Genomic DNA, 24840 nt, shown 5'->3' with positions numbered 1-24840 from the left:
TTGTAACAAAATTTTAACATTTAATAGCGCAAAACCTGTAATATCCTGTTGTAGGAATGGTTTAGACATTGTAAAATGTAAAATTGTATGGTGTTAAAAATCAATATAATTTTACGGGGCTGGTAAGATGTATAAAGCGGTTTTAGTTCTCTATTTTGTTGTAATTACTCTTATAGCTGTTATCTTCAGCGGTCTGAAGGACAACTTCTACACGTTCCTTTAAGAGATTCATAGGCGGGTGTGCATGAAGAAAACTTGAAAAAATAGGTGTTTTCATTAGTACAAGACGCATGACTTCTTCATAGGCTATTAATGTAAAGAATAAGTCTAAAGGAAAGGAGTTATGCACTATGCACTGCAAGCCAACTAATGTTTTGCCAACAGTAGTTCATCCTACTAAATGCTGTGTGAACCATAATTTTGTGAACAATGTGGTTCCGCATGTTCATCCATCACATACAACTAACGTAAATCACATCAACTACGATCATGTCCATTACTTCCCTCATACCCAATCTACAGTGAACCAGGTAACACACCAAAATCACTATGGCGGACCTGGTCCGGTACCAGGAGGAGTAGCTCCAGTTGGTCCTAGACCGCGCCCGGGATTTGGCGGTCCAATGGGCTATGGATATGGCCCTGGCCCTGGAATGGGATATGGCCCAGGTATGGGATTTGGTCGATAAAGTGACTGCAACAAGGGCTTAAGGGCCCTTGTTTTTTTAAGATTGAAAATGGTGTTATATATACCGTTTATAGGGAATAACTTCAAATGTAGAATTGACAAAAAACATTCTAAAGGAGATACCATGGTTAAAATAGCTGCGATATCAGGGTATAAACCTTTTGAGCTTGGCATATTCCAGAAGAACCATCCTGCAGCTGAATACATAAAAACAGCAATAAAAAAAACCTTATTGCCAATGATAGATGATGGTCTTGAATGGGTGATGATCAGCGGCCAGCTTGGTGTCGAACTATGGGCTGGTGAGGCTGTACTTGAACTTCAGGAAGAATATCCAGACCTGAAACTGTCGGTATTCACGCCTTTCCTTAATCAGGAGGAAACATGGAAAGAAGCCAATAAAGAGTGGTATGAGTCTGTGCTGGCAGGAGCTGATCACGTTGATGCCATCACAAGAAAACCTTACGAAAACCCTTGGCAATTCAGGCTGAAAAACCAATTTTTTGTTGAGAAAAGTGATGTATTGGTTTTGCTATATGACCCTGAAAAAGAGGGCAGTCCCAAATTCATTTATGAGACTGCAAAAAAATATCAGGAATCACATACTTATGATACACATTTGATCACTTTGTATGATTTACAAATGATCGTAGAAGAAGAGCAATTAAGACAACAGGGCTTTTAGCATGATTTGATGCTGTTTTCTTATTTGCCGATAGTTATCAAAAAACAAATCCTGAAGTTTCGTGCTCTTTTCATGAGTCTTTTTAGCTGTTTTTGCGAAAGTATGAATAAAAAAAGCTGGTTTTTTCCTATAGTTGTGAAAGGAACAGAGTAGACGAAATTAGCTTAAGGAAAGAAAAATTGACAAATCCCCATGTTTTTGAAAAAATAAGTGTGAAGATAGGGGTATATTGAGGTGAATAGAATGCTATCCGATAAAATACAGTTAACTGCTAAAGATATTTTAGAAAAAGAATTTAAAACAGCAATGCGAGGTTATAAGCCAGAGGATGTAGATAAGTTTCTTGACATGATCATTAAGGATTATGAATTCATGCAACAGGAGATTGAAGAGCTGCAGCAGGACAATCTTCGCCTGAAGAAACAGCTTGATGAGGCATCACGCCGCCCGAGTACACAGGCAGCAGGCACAACGAATTTTGACATCCTGAAGAGATTGTCTAATCTAGAAAAGCATGTGTTTGGAGATAAACTTTACGATTAATCCAGATCCTGCTAGTTCTTGAAATGTATTACCATTGCTTTTTGGGCTGAACTTACATATAATAATTTTTGTAGCTGTTAATAACGTTCGGGTAATCGCTGCAGTTCTGCTGCAGAGGAAAGTCCATGCTCGCACAGGCTGAGATGCCTGTAGTGTTCGTGCCTGGCCAATTCATAAGCCAGGGCAGTCAGGCTCACGCTTGGCTGACGGCAGGGAAAATGCCTAAGTCGGCAACGATATGGCATGAATACCTATAAAAGTGCCACAGTGACGGAGCCTTCCAAGAAATTGGGAGGGTGGAACGAGGTAAACCCCACGAGCGAGAAACCCAAACGATGGTAGGGGCACCTTCCTGAAGGAACTGAACGAAGGGAAGGACAGATGATTCATCATCTGTAGATAGATGATTACCGCCGGAGTACGAGACTTTTGGTCGTTTGCAGTACGATGGTACAAAACATGGCTTACAGAACGTTATTAATGGGTTTGTATGAGTGTTTATTAAAGCTCTCCTTTTGCCAGGAGAGCTTTTTTTATGTATATTAAAAGTTATTGGGCAATTTAATATTGGGATAAGTATATTGATACATAAAGGGTGATATGATGAAAAATTTCGATATAATAGCAACCTCAGCAATGGGTCTTGAAGCAATTGTTGCCAAGGAAGTTCGCGACCTGGGATATGATTGCCAGGTGGATAACGGGAAGATCGTCTATAAAGGAGATGCTCGCGCAATCGCAAGAAGCAATATGTGGCTCCGTACTGCCGACAGGGTGAAAATTAAAATTGGCGAATTTAAGGCTTATACATTTGACGAACTCTTTGAAAAAACGAAGGCACTGCCGTGGGAGGCATTTTTACCGGAGAATGCTGAATTCCCTGTTTCCGGCAAATCCGTTAAATCAAAGCTATTCAGCGTCTCCGACTGCCAGGCAATTGTGAAAAAAGCTGTAGTTGAACGTTTGAGAACATCTTATAAAAAAACTGGCTGGTTTGAAGAAAACGGCCCTTTATTCAAAATTGAGGTGGCTCTGCTTAAAGATGTTGTTACATTAACAATCGATACAAGCGGCAGCGGTCTGCACAAGCGCGGATACAGAACTGGCCAGGGGGAAGCTCCGTTGAAGGAAACATTGGCTGCAGCCCTGATCATGCTTACAAACTGGAATCCGGACAAGCCATTTGTTGATCCATTCTGTGGATCTGGAACCATCCCTATTGAAGCGTCGTTGATTGGCCAGAATATCGCACCTGGCTTCAATCGGGAGTTTGTTTCCGAAGGCTGGGGGATTATTCCTGAATCCATCTGGGATGAAGTCAGGGTGGAAGCAGAAGACCTTGCAAAATATGACCAGCCGCTGGATATCAGCGGGATGGATATAGATCACAGGATGGTTAAGATTGCTGAGGAAAATGCTTTTGAAGCAGGTCTTGGTGATTTGATTTCCTTTAAGCAAATGAGAGTACAGGATTTTACGACTAAAAAGGAATACGGCGTAATAGTGGGAAACCCTCCATACGGCGAACGCCTTGGTGATAAGAAAGCAGTCGAAGAAATGTACAGTCAAATGGGGAAGGCATTCGCTCCTCTTGATACCTGGTCCATTTATATGCTGACTTCAAATGAGAATTTTGAACAAGTTTACGGAAAGCCTGCTACAAAGAAACGTAAGCTGTTCAACGGCTTTATCCGTACCGACTACTACCAGTACTGGGGCAAACGACCTCCGCGGGTTAACAAAGAAGATAATTGATTGCAGTAAATAAAACAGGTACGAATCCTAACCTCCTGCTATATAGCAGGAGGATTTTTTTATTAAAGCTATCGAGTAAATCCTGCCTTTTGGAAATTTTATTAGAATAATCGAAGGCTTTTATGAATACAATAAATCCATATTTGCACAGAATGGAGGGATGGCAATGAATTATTCATTTATTGATTTCCAGCGTATTTCAAAAGCACTTACTTCTAGTACTGAGGCTTTGCGTAATGAGTTCCAGTCTGACGATGTTCAGATGGCTGAAATGCAGGAAGCAGAAAACAATTTCCGTCAAGCATTGTCATTTGGCCTTTCAAATCCTAAATAAAAAGTAAAGAAACGCTTGAGATCAAGCGTTTCTTTTATTGCCCAAATTATTATCCCTGCAGCTGTCTTTTTCCATCCTCTGTCATCCTGTCAGGTGTCCAGGCAGGCTCCCAGGTCAGCTCAACGTCTGCTTGATCAATTTCATCCATACCCTGCACACAATATTTAATGCCGCCCGCAATGCTGTCATGAAGAGGGCAGCCTGGGGTAGTTAATGTCATTAAAATTCTTGCCTTTCGGTGTTCAGGTATTTCAATATCATAGATTAGACCTAAATCGACGACATTAATATTTAGTTCAGGATCATACACTGTCTTCAAAGCTTCTCTGATTTTATTTTTTAAGTCTGTCATATTGATTTCCTCCTTAGAGTGTTAACACTTTTATGATGACGTAGCCGAACAGAAGCGCTGCAGTCAAAATCAGGCACTGGCCGATATAGAAAATCGCCAGGAATTTGAAAAACAAGGATAGAATTAGAAGCAATGTTCCGCCCGTGAATAGCATGAACAAGGGTAGTGCCAGTTTTTCATCCATCATATCTTTTAAGGCAGGTACCTGTTTTTTGCCGATTTCCTTGCTGTATTTATGCGTCCACCATAGGAATGGAACGATCTTATACAAGTAACCGATGATGCTAAAAGCAATCCAGGCGATCAAGTACAATAATAAAATGGGTCCCGCCAATTTCGTGAGAAGGTTTACAGAACTTGCTGCAAAAGCGGCCAGGTGAATGGCAGCACCGCAGACAATCGCGAATAAGGCGAACATAAAAGGACGGTCCAGCTTCTTTTTCACACGCTTATCGATAATTATTTTGACATGCCACATGAAAACCGTGAATCCAGCCAATAGCATGAAAGTCCCCAGGGTTTCTAGCAAATGGCTGTCTTTAATGAATGAGGAAATCAGCAATATAATACCGGTAAAATAAACTGCGAACACATATGCTGCCGGTTTCATGGTATACCCATGTGAAAGTGAAAACATGGGTACCATTTTATATGAGAAGCCGAAAATCAGCAGTGAGAACCACCCGACTGTACCGAGGAGTATATGCGTCTTGAAAATAGCCTGGTAATAATCAGATGCGAAGCCAGTTTTTATGCTTAACACGAGCGTGATACCCAGGCTTATGGTCAGCAGGAGTGACAATAATGCGCTGCCGACAAACAAAGTGAGTATGGTCGGTTTTGCCTGGCTTTTCAGCGTCATGAACATTTGAAAAAGGAACATCAGGATGCCTATTAACGTCAATATTCCAGGAATCAGAGCATTCTGTGGACGAAGATAAAGCGCCGTAGCAAATGTTAGAATTCCAATTGATGTGACGGCAAACTGCCAGAAGCCGAACTTTTCACTCCAAATAGGAGTCAGGAATGCGACTGGCACCAGCTGGTACATAGCTCCCATCGCAACCATCAATGCCCAGCCTAGAGCGAATAAATGGGCTGCAGACCAGATAGCCGGCAGACGGAATATACCTGTAATGAATACATCCCCGTTCAGCAGGATCAGCAGCTGGGATGAAATCAACGCTAGCATGCTGAAAGCGATGAATGAAAAAGGCAGCTTAATGTTTGTTTCGTTGCTGCTTTGCTGAAACATTCCTATCACCCCGCTTTTCGGGAAATTGTCACACGATAGCTTCCGTCTTCCTGTTGTTCTGTCAAAAACAGATAACCCAGTTCATCCAGCTGCTCAAACAAAAACATCGGCCTGCGGTCATTGATGATGATCAGATTCTGGCCCTCATCAAGCTCCTCAAGTGCTGCCAGAGTTCTCATCATCGGCTGCGGCGGTTCAAGCCCTCTATTATCAAGAATCATCTTATTTCCCTCCCATTTTGGTAAAAGTGATTTTATAGTGTTTTGCCTCTATTTTTTCAACCTCGTGTTCAAAGCCTTTGGCCTTTAAAACTCCGTAAAGAGGGACAGGCTTGAAGGGGGCATGCAGCACGAGCACGTCATGCAATTTCAACTCTCCAATCGCCTCCATGATTTTCTGGAAAGGCTCAAGCTTGTTATTGATATCTTCTCTGACATCCAGTTCAATCGTTTTTTGTTCCATTCGATTCATCTCCTTTGTTCTGTTTGTTCTAAAGTTAATGATAATGATTTTCAATCGATTTTTCCGTGACGTGCATCACTGAGTGTGGATAATTGGGAATCAAAATAACTCCTGATGCAATTTTTCATGGTCGATCAAATAACAGCCATCCGAATCGACATTTAAATATTGTTTTTTCTTGAGATAATTGATGGTCCGGCTGACGGTTTCACGGGAAGTGCCTATCATGTTAGCGAATTCTTTATTGGTGAATTGGGTGGACAGCTTAAACCCTTGATCCCGTTTTTCGCCATTTGTTTTGCAAAGGCGAAGCAGGAGCATGATGATTTGCTCGTACGTATTATGAAGAATTTGTTCTTCAAGGCGAGCTTGCAAATCGATGATTTTCTCACCAAGGACCCTGAATAACTTGATGGAGAGCTCTGGGTAGGCTACCAGGATTTCTTCAAATTTGGAAATCGGGACGACAATCATCTGTGTGTCTTCCATCATTTCGGCGTGTGCAGGGTATTGGCCTTTTCTAAAGAAGCCGGCATGCGGGAACATCTCACCTGTCTCCAGAACTGAAACGATTTGTTCCCTCCCTGAGGAATCGGTTTTATAGATTTTCACCTTACCAGAGTGGATGAAGAAAACCCGGTCAAGCGCGTCTCCCTGCATAAAAGCATACATTTTATTTTTAAAGAATCGCGGCTGGGCAATTTCAACAATCGGGTCAAGCTCTTCAGTGGATAATTCCTTGAAAATGGGGACTTCCTTTAGTTGCTGCCTGATTTGGGATATATGCATAGCATTCTGCTCCTTATATCGGTTTATGTTTCTACAATAAATTCTATCAACAGTTCCTCGAGCGCTAAGTGACCTGAATCATAATTTGAAGATTTTTTGAAAATAATTCTCCTTGCTGTGGGAAATATCACACCTGTTAAATGAGGAAGTTCACAAACTCTCTGGTCAATCGGTTTTATGCTTAACTAGCAAATCAAATTAGGAAGGGGTTGCAGGGAGGATGGAGATCCAGCAAGGAACATCCACAAAGGCAGTGGTCAAAAAAAATCGAAATTCACTGCTGAAATCCGTACTTATTATTACATTATTATTAAGCTTTACAGTACTTCTGACAGGAGGCTACTGGATTTTTAAGGAGATGGCTCCTAGACCGCTTGAAGTCATAAGCGAGAAGGGCGAACTTATTTTAACGAAGGAAAGCATTGTTGGCGGCCAGGCGGTATTCCAGAAATATGGCCTGATGGATTATGGTACAGTCCTGGGACACGGCTCCTATATGGGGCCTGACTATACTGCAGAGGCACTAAAAATTTACACGGAAGGAATGCAGGATTTTAGGTCTCAGGAAGATTTTAAAAAGGACTTCAAAGATTTAAACAAGGATGACCAAACGATCATTCGGGATAGAGTATTGAAGGAAATGCGCGAGAATCACTATGATTCCGATAAAGATAAACTGGTGCTCACAGATGCGCAAGTCTTTGGTCACCAAAAGATAAGGGAGTTCTATCATACTATTTTCACAGAGGGCGACGATTGGGGCCTTAAGTCAGGATTGATCCAGGAAAAACACATGCCGGATGGCAAGCGTGCGTGGGTAGCAAAAGGTGACCAGATTGAACAAATTTCTGATTTCTTTTTCTGGACTGCATGGTTATCGAGTACGCAAAGACCTGATGATAAAATCACATATACAAATAACTGGCCATATTATGAGGACGCAGGAAACACAATGTCCTTCTCAGCAGTATGGTGGAGCGGAGCCAGCGTAACGATATTGATTTTGTTTGTGGGCTTAATCCTGTTTGTCTTCTATCGCTATCATCTCGGTATGAAAGAGGCCTATACCGGGGACAACTTCCCTAAAATCGATTTGAAAAAGCTGCCCCTGACTTCTTCGCAGAAGAAAACAGCCAAGTATTTTGCAATTGTATCCGTTTTGTTCTTTATACAATCAATGTTTGGAGCGTTGTTGGCACACTATTATATTGAGCCTGACAGTTTCTTCGGAATCAAATGGATTCATGACATTCTGCCGTTTAACATCACGAAAGGCTTCCATTTGCAGCTTGCAATCTTCTGGATTGCGACAGCCTGGCTTGGAATGGGTATATTCGTGGCCCCTCTTGTAGGAGGTCATGAGCCGAAACGCCAGGGATTACTGGTAGATATTTTGTTCTGGGCATTAGTAGTCCTTGTCGCTGGCAGCATGATTGGCCAATGGCTTGGTGCCAACGGTTACCTGGGCAACAATTGGTTCCTCCTTGGTCATCAGGGCTGGGAATATCTCGAACTGGGACGCATATGGCAATTCATACTCGCGGTCGGCATGCTGATCTGGTTATTCATCGTATTCCGAGGCATCAGAAGCGGATTGAAGAGGGAGTCTGATAAAGGCGGTTTGATTCACCTGTTATTCTATTCAGCTATTGCAGTACCAGCATTTTACTTCTTCGCTTTCATGATCAATCCTGGTACACATTATACATTTGCCGACTATTGGCGCTGGTGGATTATCCATCTTTGGGTGGAAGGGATTTTTGAAGTATTCGCTGTTGTGGTCATTGGGTTCTTGATGGTACAAATGAATCTGGTGACAAAGAAATCGACCGTAAAAGCATTGTATTTCCAGTTGATCCTTCTAATGGGAGCGGGTGTCATCGGGATTGGCCACCACTACTACTACAACGGATCAGCTGAGGTTTGGATCGCATTGGGAGCAGTATTCTCGGCACTTGAAGTCATCCCATTGACTCTGTTGATTTTAGAAGCATATGAGCAATATAAAATGATGCGGGACGGCGGAGTCGATTTCCCTTATAAAGGTACATTCTGGTTCTTGATTTCTGTTGCAATCTGGAATCTTGTGGGAGCTGGTGTATTGGGCTTCCTGATTAACCTGCCCGCTGTCAGCTTCTTTGAGCACGGACAGTTTCTCACTCCAACACATGGCCACGCTTCAATGATGGGCGTGTATGGCATGTTTGCCGGGGCAGTATTGATCTATTCACTTCGTAATATCGTCGAGCCTGAAAAGTGGAGTGATAGATGGGTCAAATTCATCGTCATCATGCTGAACGCCGGTTTGGCTGGCATGGTATTTCTGTCCTTGCTGCCGGTTGGCTACCTTCAAATTAAAGAAGCTTTCTTCAATGGATATGCAGCTTCACGTTCCGCTGAATTTTTACAGCAGGAGCCGGTCGAAAAGCTTCTGACCTTAAGGGCTATTCCGGACACGATTTTCTTGATAGGTGTCGCTGCCCTGGCAGTCTTCAGCATTAAGGCACTCTTCAATCTGAGAAAAGTAACCCACAAGGAAGAGGAGCAGCTGCCCGTTAAAGACTTGGCAGTAGAAGAGGAATAAACGAACAAACCGCAAAGCAACAATGCTTTGCGGTTTTAACTATGAGTCTTGTTGAGTGACTTTTTCACATTCAAAACATAGCAATTTCCCATTGTCATGTAATCCATTTAAAAAGCCATCCAAGCAAAAAATTTCTTTTCCGCATTTATCACAAGATCCTACCAGCTCTTTCATGTATATATCCCTCCTAATTAAATAATTCTTGCTTTTACCCGAAGTTCCTTTTTTACCAGAGGATATTCATTCTGTAATTCAATGAAAGAAGTGATAGTAGAACAGTGACCGGGTTCACAACAGGGGGGAAGAAGCGGCTTTATAATTTAGGTGTAAAGAAAAAAATAGATTTAAAGGAGAGAGGGAAATGACTTTCAACGTAATTATCAATGTTCCTGATTATGCACCAAGGGAAAAGCATCCTGCTATATTCCAAAACTTTGATTCACTGAATCCGGGAGATTTCATGCAAATTGTCAATGATCATGACCCAAGACCGCTTCACCATCAATTCATGATGGAAAGGCCAGAAATTTTTTCATGGGAGTATCTCGAGGAAGGTCCGGAAACATGGCGTGTGGCAATCGGGAAAACAAAATAAAAGATATAAAGCCACTAATTCTCCCAAACAACAGGTTCACCTGTTGTTTTTTATATTAGTGCCTTTTCCATTTGATCATTTCGTAAACCAAAGTATCAGAAAAGTGTGATAAGATGATGTAGAAAGATAAAATGAGGTGATATCGTGAGTGAAATAATGCAGACTGAAAAGAGATTTTTGGATTATGTAAAAAAGATGGCTGCCTATGGCGAAGCACTATCCTTGATTTATTGGGATTTAAGGACAGGCGCACCAAAAAAGGGAGCAGAACAGCGGTCTGAAGTGATTGGTGTTCTTTCATCTGAAGTATTCCATATGTCAACGTCAGAAGAAATGGCATCATACATAGCTAGACTTTCAAATGAACCAAGTTTATCCGAAATTACCCGTAAAACCCTGGAGGAATGCAGGAAGGATTACGACCGGAATAAGAAGATTCCAGCAGAAGAATATCGAGAATACGTGATTCTTCAATCCAAAGCCGAAACAGTGTGGGAAGAGGCTAAGGCTAAATCGGATTTTGAAATGTTCAGGCCGTACCTTGAAAAGCTTGTGGAAATGACAAAGAGATTTATAGGGTACTGGGGCTATGAAGGAAATAAGTACAATACCCTGCTCGATATGTATGAACCTGGCGTCACAGTCGAGGTTTTAGATCAGGTTTTTGGTGACCTCCGTGAAAAAATTGTTCCGCTTGTCCAGCAAATTTCGGCCTCATCTGAAAAACCAGAAACTCGGTTCCTTTTCAAGCATTTCCCTAAGGATAAGCAACGTGCATTCAGTCTGGAAATCCTTAAACAAATGGGATACGACTTCGATGCTGGCCGTCTTGATGAAACGGTCCACCCATTTGCAATGGGGCTTAATCCTGGAGATGTGAGGGTAACAACCAAATATGATGAATCAGATTTCAGGACAGCGGTATTCGGCACTATTCATGAGGGCGGGCATGCGCTATATGAGCAAAATATTTCCGAGGATCTTGTCGGAACTCCGCTGAGTTCGGGCACATCCATGGGAATACATGAATCACAGTCACTTTTCTATGAGAACTTTGTAGGGCGCAATATTTCTTTCTGGAAGCATAACTACAGCCTGCTGCAGCAGTTTTCCGAAGGGCAATTCACCGGGGTGGCAGCAGAAGACTTCTATCGCGCCATCAATGAGTCAAAGCCGAGCCTGATCAGGATTGAGGCAGACGAACTTACCTATCCGCTGCATGTCATGGTTCGTTATGAAATTGAAAAAGGCTTATTCAATGATGAAATCCAGGTAAAAGACCTGCCAAAGATATGGAATGAAAAATATGAACAGTATCTGGGGATCAGGCCGGAAAAGGATGCCGAAGGAGTGCTGCAGGATGTTCATTGGGCTGGCGGGAGCTTTGGATATTTTCCATCATATGCATTAGGCTATATGTATGCAGCTCAGTTCAAGCATGCCATGCTCGAAGACTTGCCTGACTATGAGAAACTCCTGGAACAGGGAAATCTTCAGCCGATTAAAGAGTGGATGACTGAGAAAGTTCATAAGCATGGAAAAATGAAAAAGCCGCTTGAAATATTGACGGATGTAACTGGAGAGGGACTCAATGCTCAGTACTTAGTTGAATATTTATACGAAAAATACAGCAAGGTATACCATCTGGTCTAGTATCAAAGGTTTTAACTTAACTAACAATTTGTGTGAACAGCATTTAGAATATGAGATGGCAGTCTTTCTGTCATCTTTTCTGTGTGGTGAACGTATGAAAGGGAAAATGCCTTATTTTATGATCGCATTTGCAGCAGCTATGTGGGGCTTGATTGGTTTTTTTGTAAAAGGCCTGAATAACGCTGGATTCAGTGCAATGGAGATTGTGGCCATCAGAGTTATGACCGCTGCCATTGTTTTGATAATGGTAGGTATTTCCTTTTACAGAAACCGCTTGAAAATCAGGTTAAAAGACTTGTATCTTTTTGTAGGCACAGGAATTTTAAGCATCGTGTTTTTTAATTGGTCTTATTTTACGGCAATCAATCTGATGAATATTCCGATTGCAGTGGCTTTATTGTACACATCTCCTGCTTTTGTGGCGGTTTTGTCATTTCTTTTCCTGAAAGAAAGCATGAACAGGAAGAAATTATTGGCGATTGTCATGACAGTCATTGGCTGTACGCTTGCGGCAGGCATCACCGGGCAGGGAGGAACTTCTTTCTCAGTCTCCAGTATCCTGATTGGTCTAGGAGCTGGGTTCGGTTATGCCCTTTACAGCATTTTTGGCAAGGTGGCATTAAGGCGGTACCATCCTTTTACAGTCACTTTGTACACCTTCCTTGTTGCCTCGGCTGCACTGGTTCCGACAACCGGTATAGTCAGCAAGGCTGATGTCCTTTTCACCGGGGATGCGTGGCTTTATGCGGTAGGGTTAGGGATTATTCCGACCGTGGTTGCTTATTTTGCATACTCATGGGGTCTTGAGAGAACAGAAAGCAGTACTGCTGCTGTTGTAGCAACATTGGAACCTGTCATTGCCACCATGCTGGGAATTCTGGTGTATGGTGACAGGCTGGGCGGTCTGCAGCTAATCGGCTCCACGTTGATTATCATATCAGTCATTGCTATCAATATCTCAATTCCAATCAGGAAGCCAAAAAAGCAATTCACTGTGTGATTCAGGGTCAAGAATATTAAACAATAAGTGTACCAATTAACAGAGATAGAGGTTCAAATCCAAGCTCCTATTTTTATGCCAGCATTTTATAGTTAAGGGTAAGTTAACATTAAAAATTGATTTTCGAGTTCATATGCGAATCCATAAGCGGATAATTTCCGGCTATTGTCTACAAAAGAAGCTTTTTAAACAGAATAGGCGGAGAAATTCCGGTTAATTGCTAAAAATAAGACAATATAAAACGATTTGGTTTAGATAATCGGAATAACTGCCCTTATTTTGAAGGAAATGAGGGCAGTTTCCAATTTAAACGGAATTTTTCCGTTTATTACTCAAACAATTTTAGTTTAGTAAATCTTTATATGATTTTTAGTGATAATGTATATAAAACAAGGGCCAACTAGACAAAGGCTGTTATTATGTGATAAATTATTACAGTAAAAATCCTTTTGAAAACAGCATACCTAAATCGATGAAAAGGAAAGTAGTTTTTGCTATATTCTATAGCGAGCCGGGGACGGTGGAAGCCTGGTGATGATGCATAAATGAAGAACACCTTTGAGTTCTAACCGAAAGGGAAATCACGAGTAGGCTTAGACGTGTCCAGCACGTTATAGACTGGGAGAAGCAATTATGAAGTTGGTCATTTTATGACAATTTGGGTGGTACCGCGGAAGTTCAGCCTTTCGTCCCTTTTTTAGGGATAGAAGGCTTTTTTAATGCAAAAAATTACCATAAGGAGGCTTATCATGATCAAGAGCGTAGTAAAAGATCTATACAGAAATCAAGAAAGTTTTAAAGATAAAACTGTTCAATTAACAGGATGGATACGCACTCTTCGCGATTCGAAAACTATTGGCTTCATGGAGTTGAATGATGGTACATTCTTTAAGAGTGTACAAGTTGTTTTTGAGGATACGCTTGATAACTTCAAAGAAATTACAAAGTTGCCGATTAGCTCTTCTGTTTTAGTAGAGGGTGAATTTGTTCCAACTCCGGAAATGAAACAGCCTTTTGAAATTAAAGCGACAAAAATTGTCGTCGAAGGATTATCGGATACAGATTATCCTATACAAAAAAAGCGGCATACGCTTGAATATTTAAGAACAATCGCTCACTTGCGTCCGAGAGCCAATGCCTTTTCGGCCGTTTTTAGAGTAAGATCTGTTGCATCCTATGCTCTTCATAAATTCTTCCAGGACAAAGGGTTTGTTTATGTACATACACCGATTATTACCGGCAGCGATACAGAAGGAGCCGGGGAAATGTTCCGTGTGACTTCGATGGACTTGAACCAGCTGCCAAAAACTGAAGACGGTAATGTGGATGAAAGTGCAGATTTCTTCGGCAAAGAAACCAACTTAACCGTGAGCGGTCAATTGAATGCGGAAAGCTTTGCTCTTGCTTTCCGTAATGTGTATACCTTTGGTCCGACATTTAGGGCGGAAAATTCAAATACGGCACGACATGCCGCAGAATTCTGGATGGTCGAACCGGAAGTAGCCTTTGCGGAATTACCGGATATCATGGACCTTGGAGAAGAAATGATTAAGTACGTCATTGATTATGTTTTTGAGCATGCACCAGAAGAAATGGATTTCTTTAACAGCTTTATTGATAAAACACTTATTGAAAGATTGCAGAATGCTTTAAATTCTGATTTCGGAAGGGTTACTTATAGCGAAGCTGTTGAATTATTAAAGAACTCTGGTAAGCAATTTGAATACGCTGTTGAATGGGGTACAGACCTGCAAACTGAACATGAACGTTACCTTAGCGAGGAAATTTACAAGCGTCCTGTCTTCGTAACTGACTATCCGAAAGAAATCAAGGCATTTTATATGAGAGCGAATGAGGATGGCAAGACAGTTGCAGCAACCGATCTTTTGGTTCCCGGCATCGGCGAGTTAATCGGCGGAAGCCAGCGTGAGGAAAGAGAAGATGTCCTTGCAGAACGGATTAAAGAACTTGGTATGGCGGAAGAAGATTATTGGTGGTATCTCGAGCTTAGAAAATACGGCGGCACCAAGCATTCCGGCTATGGAATTGGGTTCGAACGACTTGTCATGTATTTAACCGGTATGAAAAATATCCGAGATGTCATTCCATTCCCTCGTACACCAGGAAATGCAGATTTTTAATTTCATCTATGTAAATAAAGGACAATAGGATGCTGCGGCATCCTATTGTTTTTTTATAATATAGATGTTCATATTGTAGCCAAAATGAACATGATCAGCATGCAGACTATTGTGTAATTCAGGTCGGTGTTCTTAATTTTTGTCCTGCTAAAATTCTGTGGTAACAGTAAAAAACAGGGGATGATATCGCGACAGATTTCATCCCCTGTTTTGCTAGAATTAATATTTTTTTAAAAAGAAAGCCCGTTCATTATTAGAAGAATTTGTATCCCTTCGACCCAATTGGTGCATTTTGAATCATATCGATGAATGGAATTGTGTAGGCGAACAGAATCAAAAGAACTGTGATACCGAGCCATAGCTTCCAATTTTCAAATACCATTGGAGTCTTTTCGGCCTGATCAGCAACCTCTCCTACAGGGAACTCTTCCTCACCTTTAGGTGCGAAGAAAGCAAGATTGATGAAAATATAGAGCATCAGGATGATACCAAGGAAAAGGATAGAACCACCGATCGCTTGGGCTACCTGATAAGGAATCCATTCAGCAGCTTGCTCTGAACCTCCATAGGTTGAGAAAGAGGAGCGGCGCGGTGCTCCTAGCAATCCAGCTGCGTGCATGGCTCCAGACATGAAGGTCATCCCAATTGCCCAGACAACACCCTGGATGATGGCTAATTTGTTCATTGCTTTCGTAAGTACCCTTCCAGTAAGGTGAGGGACCAGCCAATAAGAGATTCCGAAGAACGTCAATACTACAGAAGTTGCAAGAGTTAAATGAAAGTGCCCAGTAACCCAGATCGTATTATGGACTACCTGGTTCAGCTGGTGAGAAGCGTTGACAAGTCCGCCAGCACCAGCAGGGATGAATGCAAGCATACCGATGAATGGAACTGCGAAGCGTGCATCTCCCCAAGGCAGCTTTTTAACCCAGCCAAAAAGGCCGGTAGCACCTTTAGAACGTCCAAACATCTCAAATGTGGCAAATAGTGAAAAAGCGGTCATCAGTGACGGAATAACGACAAGGAATGTCAAAATTACCTGAAGGAATTTCCAAGCCGGATCAATTCCTGGTTCCATAAGCTGATGGTGGAAACCGACAGGGATTGAGAACAGCAGGAACAGGATAAAGGACATCCTTGCCAGTGAATCAGAGAAAATTTTACCGCCAATGATTTTTGGAACGATTGCGTACCAAGCCATGTATGCAGGCAATAGCCAGAAATATACAAGCGGGTGACCGAAATACCAGAACAGTGTCCGGCTGACCAATACATCAACACGCTCTACAAGTCCTAAAGACCAAGGCAGCAGCTGGAAAAGTACTGTTGCAGCTACGCCGATAGTTGCTACAATCCACATAAGTGTGTTTACTAGAGACATGAAAGTCAGCAGCGGGCTAGGCTTGCCAGGGTTTGCTTTTCTCCAGGAAGCGTAAGCCATGATGATTGCAGCACCATCAATCCAGCTTCCGACTATAACAAGTGTCAGACCTAAGTAAAATAGTGCATGTGCCTGTAAAGGTGCGTAAAACGTGTACAGTACAGAAGCCTGGTTAGTAAGGATCATGATGGCGGCCATTACAGTACCGATTGTCATTGTCCAGAAACCGATCCAGCCGATACGGCGCTGTTTGTCAGTTAAGGTTCCTGATGTTTTACTTACAAGGGCAAGCTGGAAGCCCATTATGAAAAAGGTAGTTAAAACGAGTCCCAGTACGACACCGTGAATCGTGAGGATCTGGTAATATCCAGTCCATGAAGGCAATTCGAACTTTCCAGAACGGACAAGGGTTTGCAGCAAGCCTGCAAGTCCGCCGATTGCAAGAGCGATGAAAGCCACATAGAAGTGGGCCATTGATAGTTTGCCATCACGGCGGTCAACTCTTGGATTGATTGATTTTGTATTCATTATTCTACCACCTCGATTTTAGAAGACATCATGTGGTGGCCGACGCCACAATACTCATTACAAACGATCAGATAATCCCCGGCCTTATCAAAAGTAGTGACATATTCACTGATAAAACCTGGCTCGAGCATCATATTTATATTGGTTCCCGCCACTTCGAAACCATGGATGACGTCTTTAGTCGTCGCAATTACTTTTACTTTTGCTCCTAGTGGAACTTCCACCTTTGCAGGGTTGTAAGAAAATGCGGAGGCCACGTATACAAGTTCGTAATCCCACTCTTTTCCTTCAACTTTTTTCAAACCCGGTTCATTGAAGGGTGCGGTTGTGTCAACCTTCTCCGGATTGATTGTCGCCAGACAGCTTGGCGGCTGGTTGCCTAAATAAAATGCACTGACCCCGATGACTGTCAGGAAGACTAGCAATGTCGTAATCCCGAATATAAGCCAGATTTTTTCAAATTTATGAATGTGCATAATTTCCTTCTCCCCTTTTGGTCTCTTAGAAACGATCTACAAACAAGAAATAAACGCCTACCCAAGTGGCAATTAAAAAGAATCCTAACAAGAAAACAGATGCAAGTGTTCCTTTCAAGGAAGATTGATCCTCTACCTTTGTATTTGTTTTCTTCCCGATCCCAGGTTGAGCCATCCCGGTCAACTCCCTTCGAATAAATAAGTCGTTGATAAATTGATGAGTACATTTTCATCATACAAAACAATTTGAAAACGTAAATATGGTTTCTGACAGTTCACAAATTGTTCATACCTGACTTATTTACTATGGTAATGGTGAAAACGCGTCAACACAGTGATTTAAGTCACATGCAAAGGTAGGTAAATGTGAATAATCTGTGAAAACAACCTTGTGAAAAGCTGATCAAAATAACTTTTACCTAAGGAGGCGTGTGACAGAATGGCTTGACTTTTTTAAAAGAGTAAGTCTTCATACTCGGGTATCACCATTCTGCATTGCTCTAATAAACTGATAGTAAAGTATTTTCAGGAAGTGAGATAAATGCAGAAGTATTATTGTGATCATTGCCGTCTTATCTATGATGAAATCAGAACATGCAATAAGTGCGGGGAATTAGCAGAAAAACAAATCTGGATTGAAGTGCAAAAGCAGTCTGACGAAAACTAGCACCTGATATGGTGCTTTTTTCTTTGTAAAAGCTTGCCGAGCACAATGGGCCGCTGGCTATGGTAAAATATATACAATTTTAAATTGGGAGGCTGGTAGAATGTTTTTACCTTCTTTTGAATTAAACGGAAAGACGGCAGTTGTAACTGGTGCGGGCCGGGGAATTGGCAGGGCAATTGCGGTTGGTCTAGCTGAAGCAGGGGCGGATGTCGCGCTCCTTGCGAGAACAGAAAAAGACCTTGGGGAAACTGCGGAAATAATTGAGAACCTGGGAAGAAAAGCACTTATAATTCCGTCAGATGTAACGGAAAGAGAACAAGTACATAATGCAATCACTGAAATTGGTTCAAGATGGGGCAAAATTGACATACTTGTAAATAATGCAGGAATGAACATTCGTTCCAAAGCTCTGGATGCGACAGATGAAGAATGGCAAAAGATAATGGACACCAACTTGAAATCAGCATTCATGATGTCCCAGGAAACTGGTAAAATAATGAAAGACCAGCCATCTGGCGGCAAAATCATCAATATAGCTTCCGTAGCCGGCCAGGTTGCCCTCAGGACCGGTGTGGTCTATGCAGCCACAAAGGCAGCGCTCATGCAAATGACAAAGGTACTTGCAATGGAGTGGGGCCAATATGGCATCAATGTAAACTCAATAGGTCCATGGTACTTTAAAACTCCCCTTACCGAAAAACTGTTGGCAGATGAAGCATATATAAATGACATCCTCGCCGTTACACCGCTGAAACGGATCGGCGAGCTGCCAGAACTCGTGGGGCCAGTTGTATTCCTAAGCTCAGATGCAGGGAATTATGTAACCGGACAAACCCTATTCGTAGATGGCGGAATGACAATTCATGGATTTTAATATGATGATATAGATAAGCACGAGATGCTTTTATCACCCTGGAAGTTTCTTTCGAATGAACGCTATAAAACTAGGAGCACTGCATTGCCCGAAAACGAGCCACAAATCGGAAAACGGTAAAAGCAGAGACCCTGCATTGCCTGAAAAAGAGCAAAATGGCGCAAAACAGTAAAGGCAGGGAGCTCTAATCATTATTGCTCTCCACTAAAGAATTGCATAAAACAGGACGGGCGATGTCAACTGGTAAAGATTTTATAATGTACTGGACCTTTTGGCGTTGTATAATGAACTTGCACAGCAACTCCTTCAAAACGTTAGGCTTTCTCCTTTTTGGGGAAAGCTTTTTTTCGTTTTAATACAATAATTGTTTGTCTGCATACTCTCTGGGTAAATGGAAAAAGTAACCGTACATATATATGAGGAGAGTATCAATATGCCCAGAATTATTTCAATAGCCGATGTTGCACCGCCTTATTCAATTGAACAGGATAAGGTCATGGATTTTGCTGAAAAATTATTCAAAGAATCCTTTAAAGACATTAAACGTCTGCTTACAGTTTTCCAGAATGGCCAGATCGAAAAACGTCATTTTGCCAAGGACCTGGACTGGTTTGAGGTGGACCATACATTTGAAGAAAAGAATGATGCTTATATAGAAACAGCTGTACAACTAGGTGCAAAGGCAATTACAAAATGCTTAAAGAGTGACGATTTCTTGAAAAATGAAATCCATCTTGAAGATATAGATGCTATTTTTACAATCAGCAGCACAGGGCTGTCTACTCCCAGCATAGACGCAAGAATCATGAATATCCTGCCGTCATCTCAATATACGAAAAGGATTCCGATTTGGGGGCTTGGATGTGCAGGAGGGGCTGCAGGACTTTCACGTGCATATGAATACTGCCTTGCTTACCCAGATGCAAAAGTGCTCGTCCTCTCCATCGAGCTCTGCAGCCTGACGTTTCAGCGTAATGACCGTTCAAAAAGTAATTTAATCGGGACATCTCTGTTTGCGGATGGTGTTGCGTGTGCCCTTGTCTGCGGAGATGAATCTGGTTATGAAAAGCTAATGAAGAAGGATGCTGCCCCCAATATTATGGGAACACAATCCACCACTATGCCGGATTCAGAGGATGTTATGGGGTGGGATATTAGAAACGAAGGACTTTATGTTGTTTTTTCAAAGGATATTCCTTCAATTATCGAAAATTGGCTTCAGCCAAATGTTCACAGGTTTATGAATACGAACGGGCTGGACATTCTGGATATTGACCATTTCATTGCACACCCAGGAGGAAAAAAGGTACTTGACGCCTACGTTTCAGCTTTGAAGTTGCCGGATGACATGACAAAAACATCTCTGGAAGTTTTACAAGAATACGGAAATATGTCTTCTGTGACCATTCTCTATGTGCTAAAACGGTTCATGGAAACTGCTAAGGAGGGCGACGTGGGCCTTGGAGCCGCCCTTGGTCCAGGGTTTAGCTCCGAATTGCTTTTGATGAGGTGGGAATAAGGTGGTATTTTTCCTATTTGTCGGATTGATTATATTCCAGAGGATAACGGAACTAGTGATAGCCAGAAGGAATGAGGCCTGGATGAAGAGCCAGGGCGCAATAGAATTCGGGCAGGGGCATTATCCAGCGATGGTGGCAATTCACACAGCCTTTTTCCTTTTTTTTATAACAGAAGTGATGCTATTTAATAAAGAGCTGTCAAATTATTGGCCAATTTTACTGGCGTTGTTCCTTATAACACAGGCAATGAGAGTTTGGGCACTTGCTTCATTAGGAAGGTATTGGAATACAAAAATCATCATCCTTCCCGGAGCGAATGTCGTTAAGCGCGGTCCCTATAAAATCATCAAGCATCCAAATTATCTAATTGTTGCAGTAGAATTAATCGTGATTCCTTTAATGTTTAATGCCCATGTAACAGCAGCGGTATTTACCCTTTTAAATATCCTCATTCTTTCGATCAGGATTCCTGCAGAAGAAAAGGCATTAAGAGAGCTGACCAAATACGAAGCTGCTTTTACAAATCAGGGGCGATTTCTTCCGAACTTGTTAAATAAGTGTGACAATTAACTATGATTCATTGAAAATGATAATCAATAATGATACACTTTCCTTAAGATGAAAACAGTTCTCATTTAAAACAGAACTTTAAGGATGGTGTCGTATCAATGGTTTCGTTATTAGTTGTTTCCACTGTAGCAGCTTACTCCTTAGTTATGAAGTATGTGTTGGACAATGTTTTAAAACCACATTAAAGTGAAAATGATCTTTCAGTTGAAGCCCGGACATTAGGTCCGGGTTTTTCTTTTTGTCCCGGAAAAAATGTAATAATAGGAAAAGACCGAAAAATCGTATAAAATATAGATATTCACAATTTTGTCACAAGGAGTTAGAGGAATGGGCCAGACTGTAGCGCATCAAGAACAAAAACTTCTGGGGAAGATTTTATCTCTATATAATTTAATCAAAACAAATCAAGACGAAGAAACGGCTGAAAAAGTAAGGCAGCTGGGAAAGAAAGCAATTGAAGAAGAATTTTCGATTGCCTTCTGCGGCCATTTTTCGGCAGGTAAGTCCAGCATGATCAATAAACTGGTCGGCGATAATATACTTCCATCAAGTCCGATTCCAACCAGTGCGAATCTGGTGAGGATTAAATCAGGAGCAGAATATGCAAAGGTCATTTTTAAAAATGGAGGGTCCCGCCTGTATCCGGCACCATATGACTATGAAACAGTAAAAACGTACTGTAAGGATGGAGACCAGATCCAGGAGATCGAAATCAGCTATGATGGTGCAGAATTCCTGGAGCAAGCGGTTATTATGGATACACCTGGAATTGATTCAACGGATGATGCACACCGTATAGCGACAGAATCCGCACTGCATCTTTCCGACCTTGTTTTTTACGTTATGGATTATAACCATGTGCAATCGGAGCTCAACTTCCTTTTTACAAAAGAACTGACAGATGCAGGAAAAGAGCTGTATTTAATTATCAATCAGGTCGATAAACATCAGGATGCCGAGCTTAGCTTTGAACAATTCAAGGAAAGCGTCGAAGTATCCTTTGCAGATTGGGGAGTCAAGCATTCGGGGATTTTTTATACATCGCTGAAAGCACCGCAATCGCCATACAACCAGTTTGATGAGCTTCGTACTTTCATTATGGAGCGGAAGAGCAGCAGGGCTGAAATACTGCCTGTGTCGATCTTCAGGTCGCTGGAAAAGCTCTCAGAGGACTATTTGGGAAGGCTGCAGCAGGATCTGTCAACACAGGTTGACCAGTTTGAATCTGTTCTTGCAGAGCTGTCTGATGATGAAAGACAGCAGCTATCAAAAAATCTTGACCAAATAAGGAATGAGATTGCAAAAATAAGAATAGAACAGGATCCGGAAAAGGAATTTAGATCTGGCCTTAATGACATTCTGAAGAACGCTTATCTTATGCCTTTTCAGACAAGGGAGCTGGCAGAAGCATACCTGCAGGCACGTCAGCCGGATTTCAAAGTAGGCTTGTTATTTTCAAAACAAAAAACAGAGCAGGAAAGATCCGCCAGGCTGGCAAGCTTCTATCAGGATCTGGAGGAAAAGGTCCAGTCGCAGCTTAACTGGCATATCAAAGACTTTTTGACTAAGCTGTTTAAAAAACACAAACTCTCACAACCTGAACTTCAGGCAGCGGCCAATGGTTTCAAAATCGATTACAATGACGAATTGCTTGCAGGAGCAGTCAAGCCTGGGGCAAGACTTTCGGGTGATTATGTTCTCAATTATACAAATGATGTGGCTGAGGCTTTGAAAAACCTTGCAAGGCGGAAAGTCGAACCTATTAAAGAAATGTTCCTTGAATATGCAAGAGTCAATGATGACGAGCAAGTTAGTGAGCTTATAAAAAAAGAACAGAAATACGAAACGCTTTTGGCTGCATGGGAAGGTCTGTCCGCAATTAAGGAAAAAATTGCTGGAGACAGAAGACGGGTTTCGGAAATTCTCTATGGTGAACCAATTGTGGTTAAACATGAGGACCTTAACCTTTTCAGTCAAGAAGCTGTTGAGCCAGAAGTTATAGAAAATATGCACCATGGTCCCTCAGAAACTAAAAAGGAAAAAGTTAAACCCGAGCAGGAGGAGCCTTCTTCTGATCAAAATGTAGGCAATGATATAGGGCGGATTCATGAAGTACAAAAGCAATTAGTCCGGAAATTGAACTTCACATCTGAACAGGTTGAGGGGATACCAGGACTGAAAAAGATTGCCCGAGAATTAAAGGATAAGGCTGCTCGCATAAAAGACAGAGAATTTACTGTTGCCTTGTTCGGCGCATTCAGTGCGGGTAAATCTTCATTTGCCAATGCGCTCGTTGGAGAGAGGCTTTTGCCAGTGTCACCTAACCCGACTACTGCGGCGATCAATAAGATAAAACCGGTAACACAAGAGTATCCTCACGGGACGGTCATTGTAAAAATTAAAACAGACAAGGAACTGCTGAAAGAATTGGAACGTTCCCTTGGATTGTTTGGGGAGAGCATTTCGGATTTTGAGCGAGCGATCGATCAAATTAAAAATCTTAAATGGGAAGACAGTGGCTATAGTGCATCAGAAAAGACACATTTCTCTTTCCTCCAGGCTTTTGCAAAAGGCTTTGGAAATCTCAGCGACAAACTCGGTGAGCAGTTATTCGTTGATCTGGATTCTTTCCGCGGATATGTGGCCGAAGAGGAAAAATCATGCTTTGTTGACTGGATTGAAGTCTATTATGACTGTGAGCTGACTAGGGAAGGAATCACCCTTGTCGATACTCCTGGGGCCGATTCTATCAATGCGCGGCATACGGGGGTTGCCTTTGAATATATCAAGAATTCCGATGCTATTCTTTTCGTAACGTACTATAACCATGCCTTCTCAAAAGCGGATCGGGAATTTCTGATTCAGCTCGGAAGGGTCAAAGACAGCTTTGAACTTGATAAAATGTTCTTTATTGTCAATGCAGTGGACTTGGCGAACTCAGAGGAAGAACAAGAGGCTGTACTTGAATATGTTGAAGGGCAGCTTGTCCAGTACGGCATTAGGAAACCTCACCTCTTCCCGGTATCAAGCTTAAAAGGATTGAATGAGAAACTTCAGCCGGGAAGCGCTGGGGACCTGCAATTTAATCAATTTGAAAAAGCGTTTTACAAATTCATCGCTAATGATCTTATGAATATGGCTGCCGAAGCTGCCGAGGCAAAATGGTCCCAGGCTGTCAGTCTGATCCAAGAAATGATTCGTTCTTCTGAGGAAGACAAGGCAGCGAAAGCGGAAAAACGCCAAAATCTGTTATCCGAAAAGGAAAAAATGCTGGCTGTTCTTTCACAAAAGAATCCGGCTGTCCTTGAGGAACGTTTGAAACAAGAGGCGGATGAGTTAACTTATTATATTCGCCAGCGTGTCTTTATACGTTTTGGTGAATTCTTTAGGGAAGCTTTCAATCCGGCTCTTCTGAAGGACGATGGCCGCAACTTGAAGAAGGCAGTGGAATCGGCGCTCGATGATTTGATTGAAAGCATTGGATATGATCTGGCACAGGAAATGAGGGCTACTTCATTAAGGGTTGAGACATACATTAGTCAAATACTCAAGGATCATCAGCAGGCTCTCCTGGCTGACCTATCGAAAGTAAATTCTCTAGTCTCAATATCATTAACTGAAAATGGGCCGCTATCCGGAATTGAATTTGAAACAGCTTACCAAAGTATCGATCGCGCCATTTTCAAGAGAGCGCTAGGAATGTTCAAAAACCCTAAATCGTTCTTTGAGAAGAATGAAAAAAGATATATGGCAGAAGAGCTGGAACAGCTTTTACATGGACCTGCAGGTGAATATCTTGAGGAGGAGAATTCAAGATTAAAAGAACACTATCTGCAAGAATTAAAGCAGGAATTTGAAAAAGTACAGAATGATTTTTCAGAGCAAATCATCGAATATTTTGAAGGAATCACCTCTGCTCTTGATGAAAACTTCTCTATCGATACAGTTAAACAAGCGCTCTTAAAAATCAAAAACTATCAATAAGGTT

24 protein-coding genes, 1 other RNA gene and 1 other annotated feature are annotated in these 24840 nt (G+C 41.8%); of the genes, 16 read left to right on the top strand and 9 right to left on the bottom strand.

The window, feature by feature from the left end; translation table 11 throughout:
- The first annotated feature begins 350 nt into the window (after positions 1 to 350).
- From B5X77_RS19105 to B5X77_RS23495, 6 genes are all read left to right on the top strand, one after another.
- Positions 351 to 689 carry a CotD family spore coat protein gene (locus B5X77_RS19105; RefSeq protein ID WP_079509509.1) on the top strand — a complete coding sequence of 113 codons (339 nt, stop codon included), beginning with the start codon at positions 351 to 353 and terminating at the stop codon, positions 687 to 689.
- Positions 690 to 812: 123 nt separating this feature from the next.
- A complete protein-coding gene (locus tag B5X77_RS19100) occupies positions 813 to 1373 on the top strand; it encodes an SLOG family protein (RefSeq protein ID WP_079509508.1) in 561 nt (186 codons plus the stop codon).
- 243 nt (positions 1374 to 1616) lie between these two features.
- A complete protein-coding gene (gene gpsB, locus B5X77_RS19095) occupies positions 1617 to 1916 on the top strand; it encodes a cell division regulator GpsB (RefSeq protein ID WP_079509507.1) in 300 nt (99 codons plus the stop codon).
- Positions 1917 to 1999: 83 nt separating this feature from the next.
- Positions 2000 to 2388, top strand: an RNA gene (gene rnpB / locus B5X77_RS19090) — RNase P RNA component class B.
- Between the two features lie 131 nt (positions 2389 to 2519).
- A complete protein-coding gene (locus B5X77_RS19085; protein WP_079509506.1) occupies positions 2520 to 3671 on the top strand; it encodes a THUMP domain-containing class I SAM-dependent RNA methyltransferase in 1152 nt (383 codons plus the stop codon).
- Between the two features lie 166 nt (positions 3672 to 3837).
- Positions 3838 to 4005, top strand: coding sequence for a hypothetical protein (locus B5X77_RS23495; RefSeq protein WP_176167376.1), 168 nt, complete (start codon positions 3838 to 3840; stop codon positions 4003 to 4005).
- A gap of 49 nt (positions 4006 to 4054) precedes the next feature.
- Here the strand turns inward: B5X77_RS23495 and B5X77_RS19080 are convergent, their stop codons facing one another.
- The 5 genes from B5X77_RS19080 to B5X77_RS19060 form a co-directional block, all read right to left on the bottom strand.
- The gene (locus tag B5X77_RS19080) at positions 4055 to 4357 is read right to left on the bottom strand and encodes a metal-sulfur cluster assembly factor (RefSeq protein WP_079509505.1); all 303 of its coding nucleotides are present in this window, start codon (positions 4355 to 4357) and stop codon (positions 4055 to 4057) included.
- 13 nt (positions 4358 to 4370) lie between these two features.
- A complete protein-coding gene (locus B5X77_RS19075) occupies positions 4371 to 5612 on the bottom strand; it encodes a hypothetical protein (protein WP_079509504.1) in 1242 nt (413 codons plus the stop codon).
- Between the two features lie 5 nt (positions 5613 to 5617).
- Positions 5618 to 5833, bottom strand: coding sequence for a DUF2249 domain-containing protein (locus tag B5X77_RS19070; RefSeq protein WP_079509503.1), 216 nt, complete (start codon positions 5831 to 5833; stop codon positions 5618 to 5620).
- 1 nt (position 5834) lies between these two features.
- On the bottom strand, positions 5835 to 6074 hold the full coding sequence (locus tag B5X77_RS19065) for a DUF2249 domain-containing protein (protein ID WP_139378391.1): 240 nt from the start codon (positions 6072 to 6074) through the stop codon (positions 5835 to 5837).
- Positions 6075 to 6173: 99 nt separating this feature from the next.
- Positions 6174 to 6863 (bottom strand): Crp/Fnr family transcriptional regulator, encoded by a 690-nt coding sequence (locus B5X77_RS19060; RefSeq protein ID WP_079509502.1) that lies wholly within the window; start codon positions 6861 to 6863, stop codon positions 6174 to 6176.
- 220 nt (positions 6864 to 7083) lie between these two features.
- On the opposite strand from B5X77_RS19060, the gene B5X77_RS19055 reads away from it, so the two are divergent.
- Positions 7084 to 9447 carry a nitric-oxide reductase large subunit gene (locus tag B5X77_RS19055; RefSeq protein ID WP_079509501.1) on the top strand — a complete coding sequence of 788 codons (2364 nt, stop codon included), beginning with the start codon at positions 7084 to 7086 and terminating at the stop codon, positions 9445 to 9447.
- A 39-nt stretch (positions 9448 to 9486) separates the two neighbouring features.
- Here the strand turns inward: B5X77_RS19055 and B5X77_RS23865 are convergent, their stop codons facing one another.
- Positions 9487 to 9621 carry a hypothetical protein gene (locus B5X77_RS23865; RefSeq protein ID WP_257391861.1) on the bottom strand — a complete coding sequence of 45 codons (135 nt, stop codon included), beginning with the start codon at positions 9619 to 9621 and terminating at the stop codon, positions 9487 to 9489.
- Between the two features lie 187 nt (positions 9622 to 9808).
- On the opposite strand from B5X77_RS23865, the gene B5X77_RS19050 reads away from it, so the two are divergent.
- The 4 genes from B5X77_RS19050 to asnS all read left to right on the top strand — a co-directional run bounded on the left by B5X77_RS19050 (position 9809) and on the right by asnS (position 14836).
- Positions 9809 to 10042 (top strand): DUF2249 domain-containing protein, encoded by a 234-nt coding sequence (locus B5X77_RS19050; protein ID WP_079509500.1) that lies wholly within the window; start codon positions 9809 to 9811, stop codon positions 10040 to 10042.
- 156 nt (positions 10043 to 10198) lie between these two features.
- Complete coding sequence (locus B5X77_RS19045) at positions 10199 to 11695, top strand: carboxypeptidase M32 (protein WP_079510308.1); 1497 nt, start codon at positions 10199 to 10201, stop codon at positions 11693 to 11695.
- 94 nt (positions 11696 to 11789) lie between these two features.
- Entirely contained in the window at positions 11790 to 12695 is a 906-nt protein-coding gene (locus tag B5X77_RS19040) for an EamA family transporter (protein ID WP_079509499.1), read from the top strand.
- A 463-nt stretch (positions 12696 to 13158) separates the two neighbouring features.
- Positions 13159 to 13392, top strand: a binding site (T-box leader).
- Positions 13393 to 13444: 52 nt separating this feature from the next.
- Positions 13445 to 14836, top strand: a complete 1392-nt coding sequence (gene asnS / locus B5X77_RS19035; RefSeq protein WP_079509498.1) for an asparagine--tRNA ligase — start codon at positions 13445 to 13447, stop codon at positions 14834 to 14836.
- A gap of 253 nt (positions 14837 to 15089) precedes the next feature.
- Here asnS and B5X77_RS19030 read toward each other — a convergent pair whose 3' ends face one another.
- The 3 genes from B5X77_RS19030 to B5X77_RS19020 are packed head-to-tail and all read right to left on the bottom strand — an operon-like array spanning position 15090 to position 17396.
- The gene (locus tag B5X77_RS19030) at positions 15090 to 16745 is read right to left on the bottom strand and encodes a b(o/a)3-type cytochrome-c oxidase subunit 1 (protein ID WP_079509497.1); all 1656 of its coding nucleotides are present in this window, start codon (positions 16743 to 16745) and stop codon (positions 15090 to 15092) included.
- Complete coding sequence (locus B5X77_RS19025) at positions 16745 to 17221, bottom strand: cytochrome c oxidase subunit II (RefSeq protein ID WP_079509496.1); 477 nt, start codon at positions 17219 to 17221, stop codon at positions 16745 to 16747. The genes B5X77_RS19030 and B5X77_RS19025 overlap by 1 nt, the downstream gene beginning before the upstream one ends.
- A gap of 25 nt (positions 17222 to 17246) precedes the next feature.
- Positions 17247 to 17396: a subunit I/II of b(o/a)3-type cytochrome C oxidase gene (locus B5X77_RS19020; protein ID WP_079509495.1), complete on the bottom strand. Its 150-nt coding sequence runs from the start codon at positions 17394 to 17396 to the stop codon at positions 17247 to 17249.
- A 366-nt stretch (positions 17397 to 17762) separates the two neighbouring features.
- Here B5X77_RS19020 and B5X77_RS23860 point away from each other — a divergent pair, with 366 nt between their 5' ends.
- The 5 genes from B5X77_RS23860 to B5X77_RS19000 all read left to right on the top strand — a co-directional run bounded on the left by B5X77_RS23860 (position 17763) and on the right by B5X77_RS19000 (position 24836).
- Positions 17763 to 17888 carry a hypothetical protein gene (locus B5X77_RS23860; protein WP_257391860.1) on the top strand — a complete coding sequence of 42 codons (126 nt, stop codon included), beginning with the start codon at positions 17763 to 17765 and terminating at the stop codon, positions 17886 to 17888.
- Positions 17889 to 17988: 100 nt separating this feature from the next.
- The gene (locus B5X77_RS19015) at positions 17989 to 18762 is read left to right on the top strand and encodes an SDR family NAD(P)-dependent oxidoreductase (protein WP_079509494.1); all 774 of its coding nucleotides are present in this window, start codon (positions 17989 to 17991) and stop codon (positions 18760 to 18762) included.
- A gap of 433 nt (positions 18763 to 19195) precedes the next feature.
- A complete protein-coding gene (locus B5X77_RS19010; protein WP_079509493.1) occupies positions 19196 to 20281 on the top strand; it encodes a type III polyketide synthase in 1086 nt (361 codons plus the stop codon).
- 1 nt (position 20282) lies between these two features.
- The gene (locus B5X77_RS19005) at positions 20283 to 20852 is read left to right on the top strand and encodes an isoprenylcysteine carboxyl methyltransferase family protein (RefSeq protein WP_079509492.1); all 570 of its coding nucleotides are present in this window, start codon (positions 20283 to 20285) and stop codon (positions 20850 to 20852) included.
- A 327-nt stretch (positions 20853 to 21179) separates the two neighbouring features.
- Entirely contained in the window at positions 21180 to 24836 is a 3657-nt protein-coding gene (locus tag B5X77_RS19000; protein WP_079509491.1) for a dynamin family protein, read from the top strand.
- Positions 24837 to 24840: the final 4 nt, after the last annotated feature.

Source organism: Mesobacillus jeotgali, from assembly GCF_900166585.1.
GTDB lineage: Bacteria > Bacillota > Bacilli > Bacillales > Cytobacillaceae > Mesobacillus > Mesobacillus jeotgali_A.
This window is presented reverse-complemented; position numbering and strand designations above follow the sequence as displayed.

Excerpts from the sequence above, each read along its gene's own strand:
- B5X77_RS19105 (WP_079509509.1), top strand. The coding sequence starts at position 351 with ATGCACTGCAAGCCAACTAATGTTTTGCCAACAGTAGTTCATCCTACT.
- B5X77_RS19100 (WP_079509508.1), top strand. The coding sequence starts at position 813 with ATGGTTAAAATAGCTGCGATATCAGGGTATAAACCTTTTGAGCTTGGC.
- gpsB (WP_079509507.1), top strand. The coding sequence starts at position 1,617 with ATGCTATCCGATAAAATACAGTTAACTGCTAAAGATATTTTAGAAAAA.
- B5X77_RS19085 (WP_079509506.1), top strand. The coding sequence starts at position 2,520 with ATGAAAAATTTCGATATAATAGCAACCTCAGCAATGGGTCTTGAAGCA.
- B5X77_RS23495 (WP_176167376.1), top strand. The coding sequence starts at position 3,838 with ATGAATTATTCATTTATTGATTTCCAGCGTATTTCAAAAGCACTTACT.
- B5X77_RS19080 (WP_079509505.1), bottom strand. The coding sequence starts at position 4,357 with ATGACAGACTTAAAAAATAAAATCAGAGAAGCTTTGAAGACAGTGTAT.
- B5X77_RS19075 (WP_079509504.1), bottom strand. The coding sequence starts at position 5,612 with ATGTTTCAGCAAAGCAGCAACGAAACAAACATTAAGCTGCCTTTTTCA.
- B5X77_RS19070 (WP_079509503.1), bottom strand. The coding sequence starts at position 5,833 with ATGATTCTTGATAATAGAGGGCTTGAACCGCCGCAGCCGATGATGAGA.
- B5X77_RS19065 (WP_139378391.1), bottom strand. The coding sequence starts at position 6,074 with ATGGAACAAAAAACGATTGAACTGGATGTCAGAGAAGATATCAATAAC.
- B5X77_RS19060 (WP_079509502.1), bottom strand. The coding sequence starts at position 6,863 with ATGCATATATCCCAAATCAGGCAGCAACTAAAGGAAGTCCCCATTTTC.
- B5X77_RS19055 (WP_079509501.1), top strand. The coding sequence starts at position 7,084 with ATGGAGATCCAGCAAGGAACATCCACAAAGGCAGTGGTCAAAAAAAAT.
- B5X77_RS23865 (WP_257391861.1), bottom strand. The coding sequence starts at position 9,621 with ATGAAAGAGCTGGTAGGATCTTGTGATAAATGCGGAAAAGAAATTTTT.
- B5X77_RS19050 (WP_079509500.1), top strand. The coding sequence starts at position 9,809 with ATGACTTTCAACGTAATTATCAATGTTCCTGATTATGCACCAAGGGAA.
- B5X77_RS19045 (WP_079510308.1), top strand. The coding sequence starts at position 10,199 with ATGCAGACTGAAAAGAGATTTTTGGATTATGTAAAAAAGATGGCTGCC.
- B5X77_RS19040 (WP_079509499.1), top strand. The coding sequence starts at position 11,790 with ATGAAAGGGAAAATGCCTTATTTTATGATCGCATTTGCAGCAGCTATG.
- asnS (WP_079509498.1), top strand. The coding sequence starts at position 13,445 with ATGATCAAGAGCGTAGTAAAAGATCTATACAGAAATCAAGAAAGTTTT.
- B5X77_RS19030 (WP_079509497.1), bottom strand. The coding sequence starts at position 16,745 with ATGAATACAAAATCAATCAATCCAAGAGTTGACCGCCGTGATGGCAAA.
- B5X77_RS19025 (WP_079509496.1), bottom strand. The coding sequence starts at position 17,221 with ATGCACATTCATAAATTTGAAAAAATCTGGCTTATATTCGGGATTACG.
- B5X77_RS19020 (WP_079509495.1), bottom strand. The coding sequence starts at position 17,396 with ATGGCTCAACCTGGGATCGGGAAGAAAACAAATACAAAGGTAGAGGAT.
- B5X77_RS23860 (WP_257391860.1), top strand. The coding sequence starts at position 17,763 with ATGCAGAAGTATTATTGTGATCATTGCCGTCTTATCTATGATGAAATC.
- B5X77_RS19015 (WP_079509494.1), top strand. The coding sequence starts at position 17,989 with ATGTTTTTACCTTCTTTTGAATTAAACGGAAAGACGGCAGTTGTAACT.
- B5X77_RS19010 (WP_079509493.1), top strand. The coding sequence starts at position 19,196 with ATGCCCAGAATTATTTCAATAGCCGATGTTGCACCGCCTTATTCAATT.
- B5X77_RS19000 (WP_079509491.1), top strand. The coding sequence starts at position 21,180 with ATGGGCCAGACTGTAGCGCATCAAGAACAAAAACTTCTGGGGAAGATT.